Origin of the sequence: Vibrio sp. NFR, assembly GCF_027587095.1 — a bacterium.
Lineage (GTDB): Bacteria > Pseudomonadota > Gammaproteobacteria > Enterobacterales > Vibrionaceae > Vibrio > Vibrio harveyi.
Genome location: NZ_JAPPTN010000007.1, coordinates 29,353 through 50,868 on the forward strand (window position 1 = coordinate 29,353; position 21,516 = coordinate 50,868).

The window sequence follows — 21,516 nt, forward strand, 5'->3', positions numbered from 1 at the left end:
TGATCTATGCAGAAAGGAGCAGTTATGTCTGCATTTGCTTTTTTTGGTGCGCTCGAGATAGGGCTTATCTACGGCTTGGTCGCCTTGGGCGTTTACCTTACGTTTCGTGTTCTTGACTTTCCGGACCTAAGCGTTGACGGTAGTTTCCCTATGGGGGCGGCTGTTGCAGCAACAGCCATCGTTGCGGGTATCAACCCTTGGTTAGCAACGGGACTGGCTATAATCGCTGGTGGCATGACCGGGTGGGTCACCGCTTTTCTTGCCGTTCGTTGCGGCATCCTTCATCTTCTTGCCTCAATCCTGACCATGATTGCGGCATTTTCCATCAACATCCGCATCATGGGAAAACCGAATATGGCGCTACTGGGCGAAGATACGATTCTGACGCCTTTTGAAGCCATGGGAGATGCGATGTACATCCGACCATTGGTCGTGGGCGTATTGGTTTTACTCTCTGCGTTATTTGTTGTGCGCCTTCTAAATAGTGATTTTGGTTTAGGGTTAAGAGCAACAGGCGTAAACGCTCGAATGGTCGCGGCACAAGGAGCCAGTACGGGATTCTACACGTATTTTGGTTTGGCATTATCCAACGGATTTGTGGGTTTTGCTGGGGCTCTGTTTGCTCAAACAAATAGCTTTGCCGATGTCACGTCTGGTGTAGGGACGATTGTGGTTGGTTTAGCGGCGGTGATCCTTGGTCAGACTTTGATTCCAGGACGCAAAATCTGGGTTGCTGTTTGCGCGGTAATTATTGGTTCGGTGTTGTACCGTCTGGCGGTTGCTTTTGCGCTGAGTTCCGGCATGTTTGGTTTGCAAGCATCGGATCTAAATCTGGTGACAGCGGTGCTGGTGGCGGTCGCTCTAATTGCACCGAAACTTAAACAGAGGATGAAAGCAAAGCAGCGAGTGAGTAATGCCAAACAAGCGGCATCCAAAAACGGCTCAGGGGAGGCGCTATGATTGAACTTAATGACATTCAGGTGACGTTTAACCCTGGTACGATTTTAGAAAATCGAGCCTTAAAGAGCGTGTCCCTAGAGGTTCCTGAGCATCAATTTCTTACGGTGATTGGCTCTAACGGTGCGGGGAAATCAACTCTACTTGGAGCCGTGACGGGGGAAACGCCAATGATTGGCGGAAAGGTGATCATTGATGGGAAAGACGTGACACGGAAAACCGTTGCTCAGCGTGCTACTCAATGTGCGAGGGTGTTCCAAGACCCATTGGCTGGTACATGTGGCGAGCTTTCCATCGAAGAAAATATGGCGCTTGCTTACATGCGAGGAAAACGTCGTGGTTGGGGAATGGCTCTTTCTACTAAACGCCGTAAGCTGTTTCAGGAACGTATCAGCATTCTTGGCTTGGGGTTAGAAGATCGCTTAGGTGACAGCATTGGTCTACTCTCAGGAGGACAGCGACAGGCTGTCAGCCTTGTAATGGCAACACTTTCAGACAGTAAGCTGTTGTTGCTTGATGAGCATACCGCCGCGTTGGACCCTCGTATGGCAGCGTTTGTTATTGATTTAACTAAACGCATTGTTACTGAGTTCGACCTTACTGTGATGATGGTGACGCATTCCATGAAAGACGCGTTAGCGTGTGGTGACAGAACCGTCATGCTTCACCAAGGTGAAATAGTGCTAGATGTGGCAGGGGAGCAACGTAAAAATATGCAAGTTCCCGACTTGCTTGAAATGTTCTCTAAAGTGCGCGGAGAAGAGCTGGCTGACGATAGTCTCCTACTAAACTAGCATTGACTGCTCATCGACTACGCCTACCAAACGTGATCCTCCTTAAGAAAATGACCCATACGGTATTTTTAAAAGGAGGATTTTTAGGCAGAAGCTCTTTATTAAAATAGTGGAATATTCCAACACAAAGAGCACTTGCCATGTCCCTTCCATTTATCTTCCATAGCCAAACGAAAGATGGTCTTGAATTCGATGGTGAACGGCTGACCGTCGTTCTCAAAACGGATGACACCCAATTCGATTGCATCCATGTAAGGTGCGAGCCTGATAATGAAGAATATCTCATTGAGATGCAGCCTCATGGTAAAGCTGGTGAGTTGCAGTTGTGGAAAGGTCAGTTTGCTCCAAACAAAGATCGAGACGTGACACATTACGTGTTTAAACTTGTTAAGGGGGCGAGCCAGTTCTGGTTAGACGCGAGAGGTGTGCATAAGCGCGTTCCGCCCAAAGAGTTTCACTTTAAGTTAAACGTACAATCTCAGCCGCCAAGCTGGGTTCAAGAGCAAGTCTTCTATCAGATCTTCCCAGATCGTTTTGCTGCTAGTCAGGAGCATACCGCTATAAAAAATGCTTATGCACATCACGATTCAAGTGCCATGGTGAAGGCGTGGGGAGATGCCGTTGGAACGCACCAAAATACGGGGGCTCGCGAGTTCTTTGGTGGGGATCTAAAAGGTATTGAACAAAAGCTGGATTATCTATCCGGTCTGGGTGTAACAGCACTTTACTTTAACCCAGTTTTTACAGCGCCAAGTAATCACAAATATGACACAACGGATTACTTCCAGATTGACCCTATGTTTGGCACGAATGAGCAGTTTGCGCAGTTGTGTGAGCAAATTCGTGGCAAACAAATGAAGATTGTTTTGGATGCTGTGTTTAACCACACGTCTGTTCATCATCCTTGGTTTGATATCAAGCAAGAAGGTCAGGGTGCTTATGGAAATCCCAATTCAGATTTCCGAGATTATTACTTCTTCGAAGGTCAAACCAACAACTATATTGGCTGGAAAGGGATTGGTAACCTCCCTGTTCTCAATTTCGAAAATGAACAGGTACGTGATTACATCTATCAAAGTGAAGAAGCTGTGATCAAACATTGGCTCAAACCTCCGTATTGTGTAGATGGTTGGCGCTTCGACGTTATCCATATGTTAGGCGAGGGCGATGGTGCGAAGAATAATGCCCACTATGTGGAAGCTTTCCGTCAAGCTGCTAAGTCCACCAATCCGAATGCATATGTGTTAGGTGAACACTTCTTTGAGGCAACGCAGTGGCTACAAGGTGGACAAGAAGATGGAGCGATGAACTATTATGGCTTTGCCCACCCTGTACGTGCGTTATTTGCCAAACAAGACATTATGTATGATCCGATTGATATCAATGCGTTGGATTTCAAAGAATGGGTAGATGAAGCTCGTGCCAAAGTACCGTTTGCAAATCAGCTGTCGCAGCTTAATCAATTAGACAGTCATGATACCGCCCGTTTTCTGACGCTATTAAATGGAAATGAAGAAAAAATGCAAATGGCGCTTGCATTATTGATGACTTACGTTGGAACACCTTGTCTTTATTATGGCAGTGAAGTTGGACTAGAGGGAGGGCTCGACCCAGACAACCGACGTTGTTTCCCTTGGGACCAAATAACGACTTCTAAATGGTTACCTTTGTATAAGGAATGGATAGAAATCCGTAAGAAATACAAGGCACTACAATGTGGTAGCATACAATGGCTTCATTGTGGTGAGCAAGTCATGGCATATGTGCGTCAATGGCAAGATGAAGCAATAGTTGTGGCATTTAACCTTAGCAACAGTGACCAAGATGTTAACCTACCATTGTGGCAACTTGGCTTAAATGCTAAACACCTGCATCAATTATTAGACAAAGGTGAACTAATGCCTGTTGAACGTCATTTTTCTGTCAATATCCCAGCAATGAACTGCAAAGTATGGCAGATGGAGTGACTTCGAGCGCCTTCTTTATTAAAATTTATGAATACATAAGTGAAAAACTATAAATAGCCCTTCGATAGCCTAAGCTTTCGAAGGGCTGATATTATTATAATCAATGGTGTTCAATGGGTACTAAAAGGCGATTTAGCCTCAAGTTTGTCATCTTCTTCCCCCTACTATTATTCCTTGCCGTCATGGTGGTGACTGCAAAGAACTACTACGACGCGATGAATCGCTACATTACATTAGAGTACGCGCAAGTTGATCGTGCTATTAATCGTGCTATCAAAGTATTAACGGCGCTGGATTACAGCTTTGTTAACTACTCCAACCCAGCTCACCCTCTGTTTCAAGAGCACAATCATATGATCAAAAATGATCTGTGTTTTGTTTGGCCGATTGATGTGCTGCTTTTAGAAAACAAGCACTCCGGAGGTCTGCCTGCCGTTGAGCTTGACTACATGATTGTTGGACAAAAAGAACTGTGTGAACCAGGAACTAAACTGTTTAAGTTGGCAGAACAAAAAGCAGGCTTTGCTCCGTCTTTGTCATTTCTACATGATATTGAATCACATGTGATTGGTATTCACTATATTGATCAGCGTGGGTATGTTATTTCTTCTCCAGATACTTACGCTCAGTACTTTTCCAAAGCACTTTGGGAGACTTTAAAGGCGAGACCTTTCTGGCAGAAAACAGCGCAGGAAACCGTCAAAGTAACCATGTCTGGTCCCGCACCGATGTTAGATCGGCACGATGGGCAAGTAGTGAGCCTGACTGTACCTATCTACGAAAAGGGTAAACACCAAGGCGTTTTATCCATAGATTTTGATGTGGATAACTTACTTGAAACGAATGAAAACCTAATAGGTAAGTTACATATCATCTCTGGAATGATGGACATACCTAAGCATGTAATCCGTTTACAGCCAATAGAACATGAGCGTTTGAGCTCAAATCATCGCATATTCTATGAATACAATTGGTGGGATGAATTTAAGAATTTATTAGTCTTTGAAAAGTACAGCGTGGCTGTAGCGTTTTTCATCTACGTACTGAGTACTGTGGCCTTGTTCTTAGTGAATACCCGTACAGAGCGCCGTTATTTCCAAGAACTGGCGGCAAAAGACCCAATGACGGGGCTGCTAAACCGCCGTGGCATACAAGCGGTTTGGCGCAATAAAATGACCAAAAAACATGTTGCGCTCGCAGTGTTTGATATCGATGATTTCAAAGCAATCAATGATACACATGGTCATGATGTCGGCGACGATGCTATCCGTCTGGTTGCAAAGTGCATACGCGAGAACATCCGCCACTCGGACGTCGCATCCCGTTTTGGTGGCGAAGAGTTTGTCTTAGCGATTTATGATGAAGACTTTGACAGTATGCTTCGCATCTTAGAGCGTGTGCGAAGCGCAATTGCTAAAAACTCACGAAAAGTAGTGTCTGGTGGGTTCACAGTGTCGGGAGGGGTTGAGTTTCAGTCTTCTCCTCAACTGGAAAGCTTTGATGAGCTATTCAAACTTGCCGATGAAAAGCTTTACGAGGCGAAGAGCACGGGCAAGAACAAGATTTGCTATTAAGAATAGAGAAATACAAAAGGGCGATATCATCGCCCTTTTTTATGTACTAATGGGTTTATTCCGCGCTAAGCGACGCGAGATTGCAACTCATCTCGGTAGCGCTGAATATGTTCAACAATAGGCGCGGCTTTGTTAAACGTGCGGATTTCTCTAAATAGCTCGTTGGCTTCTGGGTAAGCTTGACGTAGATAGGAGAACCATTGTTTTACGCGGTTAGGGTAATACAGACCTTTGTCGCCCTTCATCTCAAATTGAGAGTAGTAAATCAGCAGCTCGACAACTTCTGACCAAGCCATTGGCTTATGATCGTATTTCACCATGTTACCAAGGTTTGGGATATTAAAGGCACCACGGCAAACCATCAGAGAATCAACGCCAGTCGTTTCGATGCAGCGTTGACCATCTTCGTAATTCCAAATCTCGCCATTTGCGATTAACGGGATATCAAAACGCTCGCGGATCTTTGTGATGTATTCCCATTTGATTTCAGAAGCTTTATAACCACCTTGCTTTGTACGAGCATGAACCGTTAACTCATTCGCGCCAGCAGATTGAATCGCGTCAACGATTTCAAAGCAGTCTTCAGGGTTTTCCCAACCTAAACGGATTTTTGCGGTAACAGGAATATCCGTAGGTACCGCGTCACGGCACGCTTTTACAACGTTATGGATCAACTCCGGATGCTGCAATAAAGCCGCTCCACCTTTACTTTTATTCACCAATCGAGCAGGGCATCCGAAATTAAGATCAATGCCACGAGCACCAAGTTCTGCCGCCTTGATTGCGTTTTCTGCCATCCAATTAGGCTCTTGTCCAAGTAATTGAACGTGAACAGGTACGCCAGACGCGGTTTGTGACCCTTGAAGAAGTTCTGGACACAAACGGTGGAATACGTGATCAGGTAAAAGCTGATCGATCACTCGAACAAATTCTGTCACACACAGATCATAGTCGTTAATTTCGGTCAGGATTTGGCGCATCAAATGGTCCAAAACGCCTTCCATTGGACCTAATACAACTCGCATAGTTTACCTAATACACTTTGGTGGGAAAAAAGAGGGCGATTGTAGCGATGTGAGTGAAGTTTGTCATTAAAAGACTCATCAGCATCGAGTGACATCAACGAGCAACCTATATACCCAAGCATCTCGAGGTTACTTGGGTATAAGCTCTGGGGTATAATGCCGCCAAATTTATGAGAAACCAGATGTCATGCAATACACATTAATTGAGAAAGGTGAAGTTCAGTTCGATGAGTCTTCATTGTTTTTGGAAGGGGCAGTGCTTGCTGCTAACCTAACCACAAAACCATTAGCGCCAGAAACGTGGCTAGAGCCACTGCTTGGTGAGGGCTTTAAAGCTCTTCAGCCTGTCATCGAAGAGCAAATTCACAAACAACACAATTACATCCTGAGAAATGAGTACTCGATTCTCGCGTTGACCAACGATGATTCAGATCAGTTAGCTGACTTTGCTGAAGGTTTTATGTCTGTATGGTCCATGATTGAAGAGCAATGGCATGATGTCGTGCTCAACGATGGCTTAGAGCGTATGTTGCAAGCTTTGCTTACGACAATGATGCTAGCGATTGATGAAGAGCAAACGCAACAGCAAATGCGTGATGCGGGTATTGAAACTCCGCCAGCACTAATGGATTTTATTGATCAGCTTGATTTGATGATTAACGAAGTGGCGCTTGGTGCTGATGAGCTAATGGTAGGTAAAAAATCCAAGAGCTTGAATCCGTTTAAGGATGTCGGTCGTAATGACCCTTGCCCATGTGATAGTGGTAAGAAGTTCAAGCAGTGCTGTGGTAAGTAATTGAACTAAAGATAAAAAGCCGACCATGAGGTCGGCTTTTTTGATTGGTTTAATCTGCTTTTAGTGCAATCAGTTGGAGCGTTACTGAATAGGGTTTTTACGCTTTCCGCCAAAGAACTGGGCAATCACAATAAAGGCAAGGGCGACTAAGTTACCTGCAAAGATCACCACAAGCCACTGAGGCATGGAAAGACCAAGGAACTGCCAAACGATCTTCGCACAATCGCCGTATGCTTCAAACATCCACGGAACCCATTGGTTTAATGGTGCCCAGCTAGGGAATGTGACAAACAAATCGCACGTTGCAAATGGCGATGGGTTGAACTGATAGTCCACATGTTGCATCGCTAACATCAAGCCTTTGTAAGCACTTGCTCCCCATGCGGCGAGCGCAATCCAACGTACTAATGGGTTATTGGGTGCAACAAGACCAATCATGGCAGCCACGCCAATCCCCATCATAGCGACACGTTCATAAATACACATGACACAAGGTGCCAGCATCATTACGTGTTGGAAGAAGAGGGCGCAAGCTTCAAAAAAGATGATAGCTAAAAGAAGGAGGAGCCAAGATAAGCGTCCCTTCGAAAACTGGTTTAGTGATGCAAAAATACTCACGATTACGATCCTGTTTGAAATATAAAAAAGCTCTGATTACTCAGAGCTTTTTAACTTGGATAAGTTTCCTAATCAACTCAAATTTTTAGTGTCCACCTGACACAACTGGAGCTAGATCACCACTACTAGGTACAATCCAGCCTGCATCGTAGAAGAATGCTGTCGCTGGTTCTAGGAAGAACATGATACCCATCAGACCAACAAGCGCTAATACAACCGTGTAAGGAAGCGCCATGATCACCATGCGACCGTATGATAGACGAATCAATGGTGCCAGTGCTGATGTTAGTAGGAATAGGAATGCGGCTTGACCGTTTGGTGTTGCAACTGACGGTAGGTTAGTACCTGTGTTGATTGCTACTGCTAGTAGGTCAAACTGCTCACGAGTGATCAAACCTTCCATCAATGCCGCTTTCACTTCATTGATGTAAACCGTACCAACAAACACGTTATCCGATACCATCGATAACAGACCGTTTGCTACGTAGAATAAAGCGAGCTGTGTGCCTTTATCTTCTACTGCGAGTACAGAGTCAATCACAGGTTTAAATAGTTCTTGGTCAATAATTACCGCAACAACCGAGAAGAAAACAGCAAGTAACGCGGTGAAAGGCAGTGCCTCTTCAAACGCTTTACCCATTGAGTGTTCCTCGATAACACCAGTGAACGATGTTGCTAGAATAATCACTGAAAGACCAATCAAACCAACGGCTGCCAAGTGAAGCGCTAGCGCAACAATCAGCCAAACCGCGATTAGGCTTTGAACCCATAGTTTTGCAACGTCTTGGTTAGTACGAGTCTTGCGCTCTTCACGGTCGAAATCTACAAGGATCTGACGAACGTTATCAGGCAGCTGCGCACCGTAACCAAACACTTTAAGCTTCTCAACAACGGCACAAGTAATCAGACCGCAGAAGAATACAGGCAGCGTTACTGGAGCCATGCGGATCAAGAACTCACCAAAGAACCAACCTGCTTGGTCAGCAATAATCAAGTTTTGAGGTTCACCAACCATGGTTGTTACACCACCAAGCGCGGTACCCACACCTGCGTGCATCAATAGTGAACGCAAGAAAGCACGGTAGTTCTCAAGGTCGTCACGTGTTAGCTCAGTAATCGTGTCATCTTGAGTATGGTCATGATCACCAATTGGGTTGCCAGAAGCGACTTTGTGGTAAATCGAGTAGAAACCTACCGCTACGCTGATAACTACCGCGATTACAGTCAGTGCATCTAGGAATGCTGACAAAAATGCTGCGGCGAAACAGAACGCGAGGGAGAGTAGCGTTTTCGAACGAATACCAAGCAGGATCTTTGTAAAGATGAACAGCAGAAGCTGCTTCATAAAGTAGATACCGGCAACCATGAATACCAATAGTAGAAGTACTTCGATATTCGCAACTAGCTCATGCTTCACCTGGGCAGGGCTAGTCATCCCGATAGCGACCGCTTCAATTGCAAGTAAACCACCTGGCTGAAGTGGGTAACACTTAAGCGCCATTGCTAGTGTGAAAATAAATTCCGCAACTAACAACCAACCTGCAACAAATGGGTCAATTAGGAAGAAGACAATCGGGTTAATAATTAGGAAGGCTATAATGGCAACTTTGTACCAATCAGGCGCTTTACCAAGGAAATTCTTGATAAAGGCATTTCCGAGCGACATCGGCATGATAATTCTCTTTATAACAAAATTATGAATAGACACTACAATAGTGCTTAAGTATCTGTTTGTTAGACTTATTATTTAGTCTTTTAAAACAATAACTTAGAAAAACAACAATCCATTGTTTTACTGTAGTCTTGCCAAGTTACTTCCCCTGAACTTAAGCACCGCTCACTTTCGACCGCAACTCTACACCCCGGCATTTATTAGTCAATAACAAAACGTGATGCTGCCGACTAAAACTGCTTTTTATTTGTAATAACGCGATCAAAACGGCGTTACTATACCACGAAAAGATTAAAAAAAATCACCTTGGAATTTAAAACCAAGTCAATTACTAGAAAAGATAAATTAAGAAAGAATATTAATCGTAAAACACAAATTTATTTTGCATATTTTGAGCAGAAAAGTGTGACGAGGTAGGCTTTATTTTTCCTGAGTTTGTGGTCTGTACATTTTATTCAAAATATAAATTTTGCGCGTTTGGTTCCAAGTGGTTAACGTTTTAAATTGAAAATATATGTAGAGTATTAACTCTATATTGAGATTTCGTTTCATTTATTGATCGTTAATTTTCGCAAATCGTTAAGTAGTGGTATGATGAGTCGTATCGACCCTTAGAAATCAAGATTGGATAAAAACAGAATGGTCATTAAGGCTAAAAGCCCTGCGGGTTTCGCAGAAAAATACATTATCGAGAGCATTTGGAACGGCCGTTTTCCACCTGGCTCAATTTTACCCGCTGAACGTGAGCTATCTGAACTAATTGGTGTTACCCGTACGACTCTACGTGAAGTACTTCAACGTCTTGCTCGTGATGGCTGGTTGACTATTCAGCACGGTAAGCCAACCAAAGTGAACCAATTTATGGAGACATCTGGTCTGCATATCTTGGACACGCTGATGACTCTAGATGTTGATAACGCGACAAACATCGTAGAAGACCTGCTTGCTGCACGTACTAACATCAGCCCTATCTTCATGCGTTATGCATTCAAAGCAAACAAAGAAGCGTCTGAGCGTACTATTCAAAACGTTATCGAGTCATGTGAAGCTCTAGTAAAAGCACCTTCATGGGACGATTTTATCGCGGCATCTCCTTATGCCGATAAGATTCTGCAAAGCGTGAAAGAAGACGCGGAGAAGGATGAGGCGAAACGTCAGGAAATCCTGATTGCTAAGACGTTCAACTTCTATGATTACATGTTGTTCCAACGCTTAGCGTTCCATTCTGGCAACCAAATTTACGGTTTGATCTTTAACGGTTTGAGAAAACTGTACGATCGTGTGGGCAGCTACTACTTCTCAAATCCAGCATCACGAGATCTAGCGCTGCGCTTCTACCGCCAACTTCTAGAAACGTGTGAAACCGGTCAACGTGATCAGCTTCCTGTTGTGATTCGTCACTATGGTATGGAAAGTGCTCAGATCTGGAATGAGATGAAGCAAGAACTGCCGACCAACTTCACGGAAGACGACAGTTAATCAGCGCTCTTAGCAAAAGATTCAAATACAAAACCGCAGGCATGTACCTGCGGTTTTTTTATTATTAGTAGTAACTCACCGAGAGCAGTCAAACCATCATCGAATCGTTAAGCTAAGGACAGTCTGGGCAATGGTAGGTAAAGGGTCTCTATGATGTCTGAGAGCATCTGGTCATAGGTATTGAACACAGTAAGGGACAAATCAGAAGTAATGTCGTACAACTCCTCTTCGCTCAGTGACAGTATTTCACCTTCTATATATTCATTTAGAGATTGAATCGACCTAGCAGACATCGGAGAGGCAACGCTCAAGGGGCTAATTACTGCCAATTGATTGAGCCTTCTAATCATTACCGATGCGTAATTTCTCATCCTTTCAGGTCCTCCTCTGTCTTGCATGTCTTGAATGCTGATACGGAGCTGTGTCAGCGTTTCTAAGCTATCAATCACGGTTTGCCAATTCATATGGTACTCGTCATGTAACTCGTCTCTCTGGGCAATAGCGAGCCATGCGATGGTAACCTCATCCATTAAGAACAAACTATGGCGGATCAGTTTGCCATGCTCCATCTGATTCCGTGCTACCGTGTTGTCCTGCCATTGTTCTATCAACTTATCGATTTTGATTTGCAGCACGCGATACATGGGTTTGTTCTCAAAGCGAGAAGTTTCCACGAGCTGATGCAGTTTATAACCTAACTCCTGATGAATTTGCTCTATCTCTTTTTCATGATGTTGTTGGTATTGGATAGAGTAGTGGGTCACCGCTCGGTGACGGCGTAGTAGGTGAACCACATCGCGTAATAAGGCGAGTAATTGATATTTGCGAGCATGTTGTTTTTCTCGCTTCGCTGCCAAATGATAGATCCCTGCCAGAATGGCAATCGAGATCAAAGTAGAAATCAAAACAAACATAACCAACTCCTTGTTAGTGCTGTTGACCTAGCAACTAAGTAAGAGCATCTTTGATGCCAATAGTTAAGTTGTTTTAAAACAGTAGCTTAGCTTTTTTATGAATAAAGAACTGTACGATTTTGGTGCGTAATTTCACCAAAAGTGTGAATTTTGTCAAAAAAAATCCCCGCCAAATTGGGCGGGGATTTTTACGTTTGATCGTAAAGTGACGAATTACATTACACGCATGCCTGGTTGGGCACCTTCATGTGGCTCAAGGATCCATAGGTCGCTGCCCCCAGGACCCGCTGCTAGGATCATGCCTTCTGACATACCAAACTTCATCTTACGAGGTTTTAGGTTCGCTACCATTACGGTTAGCTTGCCTTCTAGCTCTTCAGGTTTGTAAGCTGACTTGATGCCAGAGAATACCTGACGAGTTTCACCGCCGATGTCTAGTTGGAACTTAAGCAGTTTGTTTGCTTTTGGCACTTCTTCACACGAGATGATGCGAGCAATACGCATATCAACCGCTGCAAAAGCATCGAACTCAATCTCTTCAGCGATTGGATCTTTATCTAGCTCAGTTTGGCTAGCTTTGTTCTTTTCTGCTTCCGCTTTTTCTTTTGCTGCCATTTCTGCCGCAGCGTCTTCCTTTGATGCTTCGATCATCGCTTCGATGTTCTTAGGATCGATACGGTTAAACAACGCTTTGAACTTAGTGATCTCGTGACCAGTCAGTGGTGCAGCGATGCCTTCCCAAGTTAGCTCTTCGTTTAGGAATGCTTCAGTACGCGCTGCTAGTGCAGGCATCACTGGTTTTAGGTAAGTCATCAGCACGCGGAACAGGTTAATGCCTACAGAACAGATTTCTTGCAGTTCCTGATCTTTGCCTTCTTCTTTTGCAACAACCCAAGGTGCTTTTTCGTCAACGTATTGGTTTGCTTTGTCTGCTAGTGCAGTGATTTCACGGATCGCACGACCAAACTCACGAGTTTCGTAAAGCTCTGCAATGCGGTCTGCTGCTGCAACGAATTCGTTGTATAGCTCAGGTTCTGCAAAGTTTTCAGCCAACTTGCCTTCAAAACGTTTAGAGATGAAGCCAGCGTTACGAGAAGCTAGGTTAACGATTTTGTTTACTACGTCAGCGTTAACACGTTGAGTGAAGTCTTCAAGGTTAAGGTCTAGGTCGTCGATACGGCTGTTTAGTTTTGCAGCGTAGTAGTAACGCAGACACTCTGGGTCTAGGTGGTTTAGGTAAGTGCTTGCTTTAACGAACGTACCTTTAGACTTAGACATCTTCGCACCGTTTACTGTTACGTAGCCGTGTACGAATACATTGTTTGGTTTACGGAAACCGCTGCCTTCTAGCATTGCTGGCCAGAATAGTGAGTGGAAGTAAACAATGTCTTTACCGATGAAGTGGTAAAGCTCAGTTGAGCTGTCTTTCTTCCAGTATTCGTCGAAGTCTAGACCTTCAGTCTTGTCACATAGGTTCTTGAAAGAAGCCATGTAGCCAACTGGTGCATCTAGCCATACGTAGAAGAATTTGTTCTTCTCGCCTGGGATTTCGAAGCCAAAGTAAGGCGCATCACGTGAGATGTCCCACTGTTGCAAACCAGACTCGAACCACTCTTGCATCTTGTTAGCAGTTTCAGATTGTAAAGAACCTGAACGAGTCCACTCTTTTAGCATGCTTTCGAACTGAGGTAGGTCGAAGAAGAAGTGCTCAGAGTCTTTCATGACTGGCGTTGCGCCAGATACTGCTGATTTCGGGTTAATCAGTTCAGTTGGGCTGTACGTCTCACCACAGTTATCACAGTTGTCACCGTATTGGTCTTCTGACTTACACTTAGGACAAGTACCTTTTACGAAACGATCCGGTAGGAACATTTCTTTCTCAGGGTCGAACAACTGAGAGATAGTGCGGCTAGAGATAAAGCCGTTTTTCTTCAGCTCAAGGTAGATGTGAGACGCTAGCTCGCGGTTCTCGTCTGAGTGTGTGCTGTGGTAGTTATCAAAGCTAATATCAAAGCCAGCGAAGTCTTTCTGATGCTCTTCGCTTACTGCAGCGATCATCTCTTCTGGTGTAATTCCCATCTGTTGTGCTTTTAGCATGATTGGCGTGCCGTGAGCATCGTCAGCACAGATGAAGTTTACAGTGTTGCCACGTAGGCGTTGGTAGCGAACCCAGATATCAGCTTGAATGTGCTCAAGCATGTGACCTAGGTGAATCGAACCATTAGCGTACGGAAGGGCACAAGTTACCAGCAGTTTTCTTGGATCGTTTGCCATACTTAATAATCGCTTTTTGATAGGTATAAAAAATAGAGAGTAATACTACCCCATGAGCTTCCTAACGCCAAGGCATCAAACCATGGATTGCCTTAGTTTTTTTGGGGTTCTGAATCTCGCCGCTGGGTGCTACGATTAGATGCATAAAGGAGGTCTCATGCATCAGTTCACTTCAAAACAAGATTTTTGTCATTGGCTCAACCAGTTCCAACATCCACAGTTGGTGGAAAACTGGGCGGACATTCACGGTATTGTCTTGATTCCCGCACAAGGTGGCATTCAAATCACTTTACCGTTCGCGAGTAACGAACTTCAAGTTTCGTTATCCGATTGGATACAAGAGCAACAAGCATCAGGTGACGTTCCTGCATTTGATTTCCAGATTGAGCTCAACGTTAAAGCACTTGAGACTCAAGTCACCAATGCGGTAAAGGGCGTTAAAAACATTATTGCGGTAAGTTCCGCGAAAGGTGGGGTTGGGAAATCAACCACAGCAGTAAACCTTGCCCTCGCAATTGCGCAATCCGGAGCAAAAGTAGGTTTGTTAGATGCCGATATCTATGGTCCATCGGTTCCTATGATGCTTGGTCAAGAAGACGCTAAGCCTGAAGTTCGTGATGCTAAGTGGATGGAGCCTATTTTTGCCCACGGAATCTATACTCATTCTATTGGCTACTTAGTCGATAAATCGGAAGCAGCCATTTGGCGTGGTCCCATGGCCTCTAAGGCCTTATCACAGCTACTGACAGAAACGGATTGGCCAGAGCTTGATTACTTGGTGATTGATATGCCACCGGGTACGGGGGATATCCAACTAACGCTGTCTCAGCAAATTCCAGTAACAGGTACGGTGCTTGTTACAACACCGCAAGATCTCGCATTGGCGGATGCACGTAAAGGTGCGGCGATGTTCCATAAAGTCAACGTGCCTGTTGTCGGCATCGTTGAGAACATGAGTTACCACATTTGTAGTCAGTGTGGGGCTGTTGAGCATATTTTCGGTAGTGGTGGTGCAGAAAAAATGTCACAAGAATTTGGCTTGGCGCTGCTTGGGCAAATTCCGCTTCATATCTCTATGCGAGAAGACATTGATGCTGGTATTCCGACCGTGGCGAGACGTCCGAATAGTGAACACGCTGGTTACTATAAACAACTTGCTGATCGTGTTTGTTGTACAATGTATTGGCAAGGCAAAGCCAAACCTGATGCAATCAGTTTTACTATGGTGAACTGAGTTTAATATTAGCACTGGTTGAATATTGTTCATTTAAACGTTTGCTCGGAGGTTAATCCTCTGAGCTGACAGAAACTTATAACGAAACCCTAATTCCAACTAGTAACGAACGGGTGAACTCCCTATAATCAGGCAGTTTATCTTTTTATGTGACTAGAAAATCATCATCGGGTGCAAATTAATGTCTGATAATAATCAATGCGTCATCGTAGGTATTGCTGGCGCTTCTGCTTCTGGAAAAAGTCTGATCGCGAGCACTATTTACAATGAGCTTCGCGAGAAAGTGGGCGATCATCAAATCGGTGTCATCACGGAAGATTGCTACTACAACGACCAAAGCCAACTAAGCATGGAAGAGCGTGTAAAGACTAACTACGACCACCCGAGCGCGTTAGACCACGACCTGCTGTGTGAACACTTAGAAAAATTGGTTCGTGGCGAAGCAGTAGAAGTACCTGAGTACAGCTACACTGAGCACACTCGTACAAGCAATACCACTCCAATGACCCCTAAAAAGGTCATCATTCTTGAAGGTATCTTGCTTCTGACTGATCCGCGTCTTCGCGACTTAATGCACGCGACAGTATTTATGGATACGCCATTAGATATCTGTCTATTGCGTCGTGTTAAACGTGACGTTGAAGAGCGTGGTCGTACAATGGAATCTGTTCTTAAGCAATACCAGCAGACAGTACGTCCGATGTTCATGCAATTTATTGAACCTTCTAAGCAATACGCGGACATCATCGTACCTCGCGGTGGTAAAAACCGTATCGCAATCGATGTTCTTAAAGCGCACATTGCAAAACTTCTGAAAGCTTAAGCGTTTAGACGGCTATATCGCTTTATTTTTGTATGAAGAAGTGGCACCTTAGGTGCCACTTCTTTTTTTTGTTTTTAAATTAGTCAGTTGCACTACAAAATCGGACATTTTTCACGCTTTCGTGGAACGGTCAGCGATAAAACAAGTCTGTGCTTATAATTGTAAAAACACTCGAGCAAGGAAAAAGCGAATGAAGAAACTGCTCTTAATCATTGCCATCCCAATTGTGGCGATCTTGGCTGTCATTTTAGGGTTGGTTATATTTGTCAATCCAAACCAATTTAAACCACTTATCGTGGAGCAAGCGCAAAAGCAAACTGGATTGGAACTCGTAATCGAAGGGGATATCAGCTGGCAGTTTTTCCCGTCGATTGGTTTCGAATTGGGTCGTACTGAACTGAGAAACCCACAAGGTTTTAGTCAACCAAACCTATTTAAAGTCGAGACAGTAGGTGTTGATGTCTCGGTTACCCCGCTATTAAGCAAACAGCTGGAAATTGGTAATGTCACCCTTGATGGTGCGGAGTTCTATCTTGAAACACTGAAAGATGGCACGAAGAACATTGATGCGTTAACCAAAGCACAAACTCAACAAGCAGAACAAACGACCGAAGCTTCGTCAGAAAAAGCGGCAGACTCACAAAGTGCTGCTTCTGATTGGACGATCAATCTCGCTGGAGTCAGCATTTCAAATGGCTATGTTGAAATCCAAGACAAGCAAACAGGTAGCTACACTAAGCTTTCTGACATTTCTTTAAACCTTTCTCAGTTTGCTTTTGATAACTGGACAACGGCTGATTTCGGCATGAAAGGTGAGATGAATGACCAAACGTTCACAGCACAAGGCAAAGCGGACTTTAAAGTAGCAAAAGGTCTGGCGAGCTACGCACTGAAAAACATCAACTTTGATGCGACTTACGCTGATCCTGCAAACAAAATTGACTCAGCAACTATTGGCCTAGATACGTTTGAGTTCGATAAAGTGAATAACTTGAGCTATGCATTGAAAGGTGACGCTGGTGGTATGAAGCTCGATATGCAAGGTGGTGGTGAGCTAAGTATCGATAAGGGGATCAGTAAGGTACAACTGAATAAGCTGACGTTGAATGCGACTTTTGAGGGAGATGCGCTACCGCAATCACCCATGAAAGTTGATATGGTCTCTGATCTTTCATTCGACCTCACTAAGAATCATCTGAGCTTTGTGCTCGAGAAACTTACGGCGAACGCAATTGCGCTCGATGGTAAAACAGATGTGACTCTGGGTGATATTCCTAAAGTACGTTTTGCAGTGCATAGTCCTAATATCGATTTGGACGAATTCCTTGGCTTGAATAAGCAAGCTCCTGCGGGTGATAAACCAGCATCAGGTGGCAACAGTAGTGCATCTACTGGTCCTGAAGTTGAGCCGGACTTGTCTGCACTAAAAACGCTTGATGTGAAAGGCAATATTACGATTGACAAATTTAAGGCGGCTAATGCGAAGATGGAAGCAGTGAAAGCAAGCTTCTCTGTTAATCGTGGTGTCTTTGATCTTACTTCATTCAGCTCTAAGTTGTACCAAGGCACGATCACTGCGACAGCCAAACTGGATGCGCGTAAATCACCTGCCACATACTCTGCGAAGAAATCAATCAAAGGTGTACAAGTCCAACCGTTACTTGTCGATGTAGCAAATAACGACATGCTGGAAGGTACTGGTAACATTGATGTCAATGTGAGTGGTAAGAGCCTAACGCCAACTGGCATCAAAAAGAACCTTGTTGGTACAGTGGTGATCAATTTTGCAGATGGTGCTGTGAATGGCATTAACGTTGCTCAGCTAATCCGCGAAAACTACGCGCGATTTAAAGGTCAAAGCATCGAAGGCACAGATGAAGTTAAGAAAACCGACTTCAGTGCGATGACCGCGACGTTTAAGTTAAATAAAGGCACGGTCTCAACGGATAACATGAAAGCGCAGTCTCCACTTCTTCGTGTTCGTGGTAAGGGGCAGGCAAACTACTTGAATGAAACTGTTGATTTCACCATTAGTACTTCGATAGTGGGTTCATTGGAAGGTCAGGGTGGTAAGACCATTGATGAATTGAAAGACATCACTATCCCTATCAACGTTTCTGGCAAATGGGCAGATCCTAAGTTCAAGCTAGTCTTTGATGACGTGTTGAAACAAAAAGCTCAGAAAGAAATTGATCGTGGAGTAGAGAAGCTCACGGACAAGATCAAAGATGAGAAAACAAAAGAGGCGGTAGATGGTTTGTTGAAGAACTTGTTCAACTAAAGGACCAAGCTTCTTTATGAGGATATAGGTAAAGTAAAAGGGTTGGCATTGAGCCAACCCTTTTTAGTTTGTAGTTTTTTCGGAAGCAACGGCGGACGCTTACCAATCTATGCCTTTCAGAGCTTTAACTCCGGATTCAAAGGCGTGCTTAACGTTTTTCACTTCTGATACTGTATCTGCCATTTCAATCAAAGTACGGTGCGCTCCACGTCCTGTAATGACGACCGATTGCATTTTAGGGCGATTATTTAGTGCTTCGACGACTTCGTCTAAGTCTATGTACCCGTAACTCACCATATACGTTAGTTCGTCGAACAGAACCACATCAATTGATTCATCGGCAAGCATACGCTTACATTCTTGCCAAACAAGTTGGGCGGCTTCAGTATCGGCTGTTTTGTTTTGGGTTTCCCAAGTAAAGCCTGTTGCCATAACTTGGAACTCAACACCTAGCTTTTCAAGTAGGTTACGCTCGCCGTTATCCCATGTACCCTTGATAAACTGCGCTACGCTGCACTTCAAACCATGACCAACTGCACGCGCAATTGTACCAAAACCGGAAGTCGATTTGCCTTTCCCATTACCAGTGATGATCAGTAATAAACCTTTCTCCTCTTGGGCGGCTGCGATTTTCGCGTCTACCTGCTCTTTTACTTTTTGTTGGCGCGCCTTGTGGCGTGCTTCTTTGTTTTCGTCGATAGACATAATGCTTCCTCAATTCCTTTTTTGAACTGACCCAAGCCGATTTGGGTTCATTGAATTATCTCGTTATGATAGACCAACAGTTGATGAAGAAAAACCATCGATAATTCAGGGAATAAAATGAAGAAATTACTCGTTGTTTGTATGGGAAATATTTGTCGTTCGCCAACTGGTGAAGCGGTATTAAGATCTAAAGCCAAAGAACTGGGCATATCAGTGGAAGTGGACTCTGCAGGGACCATTGGTTACCACGCCGGAAATCCGCCTGATGCTCGCGCCATGCAAGCGGGAAAGCAACGCGGTTATTCGTTCAAAGGAATGCGTTCTCGCAAGGTAACAGTTGGGGACTTCGATGAATTTGATATGGTGTTAGCTGCAGACAAAGCCAATCTCGCCGATCTATTGGATATTTGCCCGGTAGAACACCGTCCTAAAGTGTCGTTGTTTTTAAGTCATGGTGACTCTGATTATGACGAGATCCCAGACCCATATTACGGTGGCGATGCTGGTTTTGAACTGGTACTGGATTTGATTGAAGAGGCGTCAGAAGCGATTTTGAAAAAAATCTGAGTATTTATTAGCTTAAAATAGATAGCAAAAGGGATGAGTCATGCTCATCCCTTTTTGTTTTTATTAACCTGCAAGTACGTCGGTTGCAACCTTATAGCTTGGGTCTTCTTTTACGTTGATTTCAACCAAGCTACCTGCTTTATCTAGTAGCTTACGGCAATCTGGGCTCAAGTGACGTAGGTGAAGTGTTTTACCAAGTGCGGCGTAACGCTCAGCCAACGTTTCAATCGCTTCGATAGCAGAGTGGTCTGTTACGCGAGAGTCCGCGAAATCAACGATGATGTCTTTTGGATCGCCATGTGCGTTAAACAATTCTAGGAAGTTTGCCGCAGAACCAAAGAAGATAGGACCGTGGATCTTGTACTCTTTTGAGCCTTCTTCATTTAGACGCGTATCTGCGTAGATGTGCTTAGCATGTTGCCATGCAAACATTAGCGCAGATGCAATCACACCCACGGCTACTGCAACAGCTAGGTCAGTCAGCACCGTCACTACTGTTACAAGAACGATAACGAAGAAATCTTGCTTAGGTACGCGACGTGCAAGTTTGAAGGTTGCCCATTCGAATGTACCGATAACCACCATGAACATGACACCAACGAGTGCAGCAAGTGGAATCATCTCAATGAGTGAAGAAGCAAACAGGATGAACATTAGCAGAGCGATAGCCGCAACGATGCCTGATAGACGACCACGACCACCTGAGTTTACGTTGATCATTGACTGACCAATCATCGCACAACCACCCATTGCACCAAACACAGAACACGTCATGTTTGCCATACCTTGACCGATACATTCACGGTTAGATTGACCGCGAGTGTTAGTCATTTCATCCAGCACTGTTAGTGTCAACAGAGACTCGATCAGACCGATAGCGGCAAGGATGATTGCGTAAGGCAAAATGATTTGCAGAGTTTCTAGAGTGAAAGGTACCGCTGGAATAGAGAAGGTCGGAAGAGAACCCGCCAAAGTCGCTGCTTCATCGCCAGACATAGTACGTAGGAAGTCAACTACGGTACGTGTTTCTAGATCCAAGCCAACAACAAGTGCAGTAACGGTCACGATCGCAACCAGAGAAGAAGGCACTGCCGTTGTGATCTTTGGTAGGAAGTGAATGATAGCCATTGTTAGCGCAACCAGACCTAGCATTAGCAGCATTTGGTCTTGTGGTAGCCACGTTAGCATACCGTTAAGGTCTGGTGCTTTGAACTGACCTAGTTGTGCAAGGAAGATAACGATAGCCAGACCGTTTACGAAACCAATCATCACCGGGTGAGGAACGATTCGGATAAATTTACCTAGCTTAAATAGACCGGCTGCAATTTGAAGAATACCCGCCAACATAATTGCGGCAAATAGATATTGAACACCGTGAGTTGCAACAAGCGACACCATAACAACTGCCATTGCGCCAGTCGCACCGGAAATCATACCTGGTCGACCACCGAAAATAGAGGTGATAAGACCGACAATGAAGGCTGCGTAAAGACCAACCATAGGGTCTACACCAGCAACAAATGCAAATGCTACGGCTTCAGGAACCAATGCGAGCGCAACAGTTAGACCTGATAGCACGTCGTTTTTTACGGAGTGCTTAGAAAATTGAGGAAATTCGAACATGTTTTGTATTGAGTTCTCTTGGCGATGAATTTCTCCCGACACATATTCGTATTTGCACAAGTACTGCTGGTGAAAGTGAAGTCACTTCTATCAGCACAAACCGTATTAAAAAAAGAGCCGCATCAGAATGGTGTCGAAAACTTGAGTCGGCGAATGCTACCGAAAAGTGTGATTAAGTTCAACAATGAAGGGGATATTGACGCACAAATGTGA

The 21,516-nt window shown here is 44.4% G+C and carries 17 protein-coding genes; 10 read left to right on the forward strand and 7 right to left on the reverse strand.

Annotated features, from left to right (window positions below; translation table 11 throughout):
- The first annotated feature begins 24 nt into the window (after nucleotides 1–24).
- The 4 genes from OH463_RS14555 to OH463_RS14570 all read left to right on the forward strand — a co-directional run bounded on the left by OH463_RS14555 (nucleotide 25) and on the right by OH463_RS14570 (nucleotide 5,292).
- Entirely contained in the window at nucleotides 25–960 is a 936-nt protein-coding gene (locus tag OH463_RS14555; protein WP_005444749.1) for an ABC transporter permease, read from the forward strand.
- Nucleotides 957–1,751, forward strand: coding sequence for an ABC transporter ATP-binding protein (locus OH463_RS14560; protein ID WP_005444750.1), 795 nt, complete (start codon nucleotides 957–959; stop codon nucleotides 1,749–1,751). Before OH463_RS14555 ends, OH463_RS14560 begins: the two co-directional genes overlap by 4 nt.
- Nucleotides 1,752–1,891: 140 nt before the next feature.
- Nucleotides 1,892–3,718: a maltodextrin glucosidase gene (malZ, locus tag OH463_RS14565; RefSeq protein ID WP_269991521.1), complete on the forward strand. Its 1,827-nt coding sequence runs from the start codon at nucleotides 1,892–1,894 to the stop codon at nucleotides 3,716–3,718.
- A 113-nt stretch (nucleotides 3,719–3,831) separates the two neighbouring features.
- Nucleotides 3,832–5,292, forward strand: a complete 1,461-nt coding sequence (locus OH463_RS14570) for a sensor domain-containing diguanylate cyclase (RefSeq protein WP_017189371.1) — start codon at nucleotides 3,832–3,834, stop codon at nucleotides 5,290–5,292.
- Between the two features lie 65 nt (nucleotides 5,293–5,357).
- On the opposite strand, the gene dusC is transcribed toward OH463_RS14570, so the two are convergent.
- On the reverse strand, nucleotides 5,358–6,317 hold the full coding sequence (gene dusC / locus OH463_RS14575; RefSeq protein WP_005444756.1) for a tRNA dihydrouridine(16) synthase DusC: 960 nt from the start codon (nucleotides 6,315–6,317) through the stop codon (nucleotides 5,358–5,360).
- 187 nt (nucleotides 6,318–6,504) lie between these two features.
- Here dusC and OH463_RS14580 point away from each other — a divergent pair, with 187 nt between their 5' ends.
- Entirely contained in the window at nucleotides 6,505–7,113 is a 609-nt protein-coding gene (locus OH463_RS14580; protein WP_005444758.1) for an SEC-C metal-binding domain-containing protein, read from the forward strand.
- 81 nt (nucleotides 7,114–7,194) lie between these two features.
- Here OH463_RS14580 and dsbB read toward each other — a convergent pair whose 3' ends face one another.
- Nucleotides 7,195–7,731: a disulfide bond formation protein DsbB gene (dsbB, locus tag OH463_RS14585; protein WP_017189373.1), complete on the reverse strand. Its 537-nt coding sequence runs from the start codon at nucleotides 7,729–7,731 to the stop codon at nucleotides 7,195–7,197.
- Nucleotides 7,732–7,816: 85 nt separating this feature from the next.
- The gene (gene nhaB / locus OH463_RS14590) at nucleotides 7,817–9,403 is read right to left on the reverse strand and encodes a Na(+)/H(+) antiporter NhaB (protein ID WP_009698498.1); all 1,587 of its coding nucleotides are present in this window, start codon (nucleotides 9,401–9,403) and stop codon (nucleotides 7,817–7,819) included.
- Nucleotides 9,404–10,042: 639 nt separating this feature from the next.
- Here nhaB and fadR point away from each other — a divergent pair.
- Nucleotides 10,043–10,882, forward strand: coding sequence for a fatty acid metabolism transcriptional regulator FadR (gene fadR / locus OH463_RS14595; protein ID WP_110414860.1), 840 nt, complete (start codon nucleotides 10,043–10,045; stop codon nucleotides 10,880–10,882).
- A 107-nt stretch (nucleotides 10,883–10,989) separates the two neighbouring features.
- On the opposite strand, the gene OH463_RS14600 is transcribed toward fadR, so the two are convergent.
- Together OH463_RS14600 and metG are read right to left on the reverse strand one after the other, a co-directional pair.
- Nucleotides 10,990–11,796: a hypothetical protein gene (locus OH463_RS14600; protein WP_269991522.1), complete on the reverse strand. Its 807-nt coding sequence runs from the start codon at nucleotides 11,794–11,796 to the stop codon at nucleotides 10,990–10,992.
- Between the two features lie 213 nt (nucleotides 11,797–12,009).
- Complete coding sequence (gene metG, locus OH463_RS14605) at nucleotides 12,010–14,070, reverse strand: methionine--tRNA ligase (RefSeq protein ID WP_017817847.1); 2,061 nt, start codon at nucleotides 14,068–14,070, stop codon at nucleotides 12,010–12,012.
- 157 nt (nucleotides 14,071–14,227) lie between these two features.
- Here metG and apbC point away from each other — a divergent pair, with 157 nt between their 5' ends.
- The 3 genes from apbC to OH463_RS14620 all read left to right on the forward strand — a co-directional run bounded on the left by apbC (nucleotide 14,228) and on the right by OH463_RS14620 (nucleotide 18,408).
- Nucleotides 14,228–15,304 (forward strand): iron-sulfur cluster carrier protein ApbC, encoded by a 1,077-nt coding sequence (gene apbC / locus OH463_RS14610; protein ID WP_269991523.1) that lies wholly within the window; start codon nucleotides 14,228–14,230, stop codon nucleotides 15,302–15,304.
- A 181-nt stretch (nucleotides 15,305–15,485) separates the two neighbouring features.
- Nucleotides 15,486–16,127 carry a uridine kinase gene (udk, locus tag OH463_RS14615; protein WP_005433235.1) on the forward strand — a complete coding sequence of 214 codons (642 nt, stop codon included), beginning with the start codon at nucleotides 15,486–15,488 and terminating at the stop codon, nucleotides 16,125–16,127.
- Nucleotides 16,128–16,317: 190 nt separating this feature from the next.
- On the forward strand, nucleotides 16,318–18,408 hold the full coding sequence (locus OH463_RS14620) for an AsmA family protein (protein ID WP_269991524.1): 2,091 nt from the start codon (nucleotides 16,318–16,320) through the stop codon (nucleotides 18,406–18,408).
- Nucleotides 18,409–18,507: 99 nt separating this feature from the next.
- On the opposite strand, the gene cobO is transcribed toward OH463_RS14620, so the two are convergent.
- Nucleotides 18,508–19,113, reverse strand: coding sequence for a cob(I)yrinic acid a,c-diamide adenosyltransferase (gene cobO / locus OH463_RS14625; protein ID WP_005444774.1), 606 nt, complete (start codon nucleotides 19,111–19,113; stop codon nucleotides 18,508–18,510).
- A gap of 117 nt (nucleotides 19,114–19,230) precedes the next feature.
- Between cobO and OH463_RS14630 the strand changes: the two genes are divergently transcribed.
- Nucleotides 19,231–19,680, forward strand: coding sequence for a low molecular weight protein-tyrosine-phosphatase (locus tag OH463_RS14630; protein WP_005444780.1), 450 nt, complete (start codon nucleotides 19,231–19,233; stop codon nucleotides 19,678–19,680).
- 63 nt (nucleotides 19,681–19,743) lie between these two features.
- Here OH463_RS14630 and OH463_RS14635 read toward each other — a convergent pair whose 3' ends face one another.
- Complete coding sequence (locus tag OH463_RS14635) at nucleotides 19,744–21,303, reverse strand: SulP family inorganic anion transporter (RefSeq protein WP_005444782.1); 1,560 nt, start codon at nucleotides 21,301–21,303, stop codon at nucleotides 19,744–19,746.
- Nucleotides 21,304–21,516: the final 213 nt, after the last annotated feature.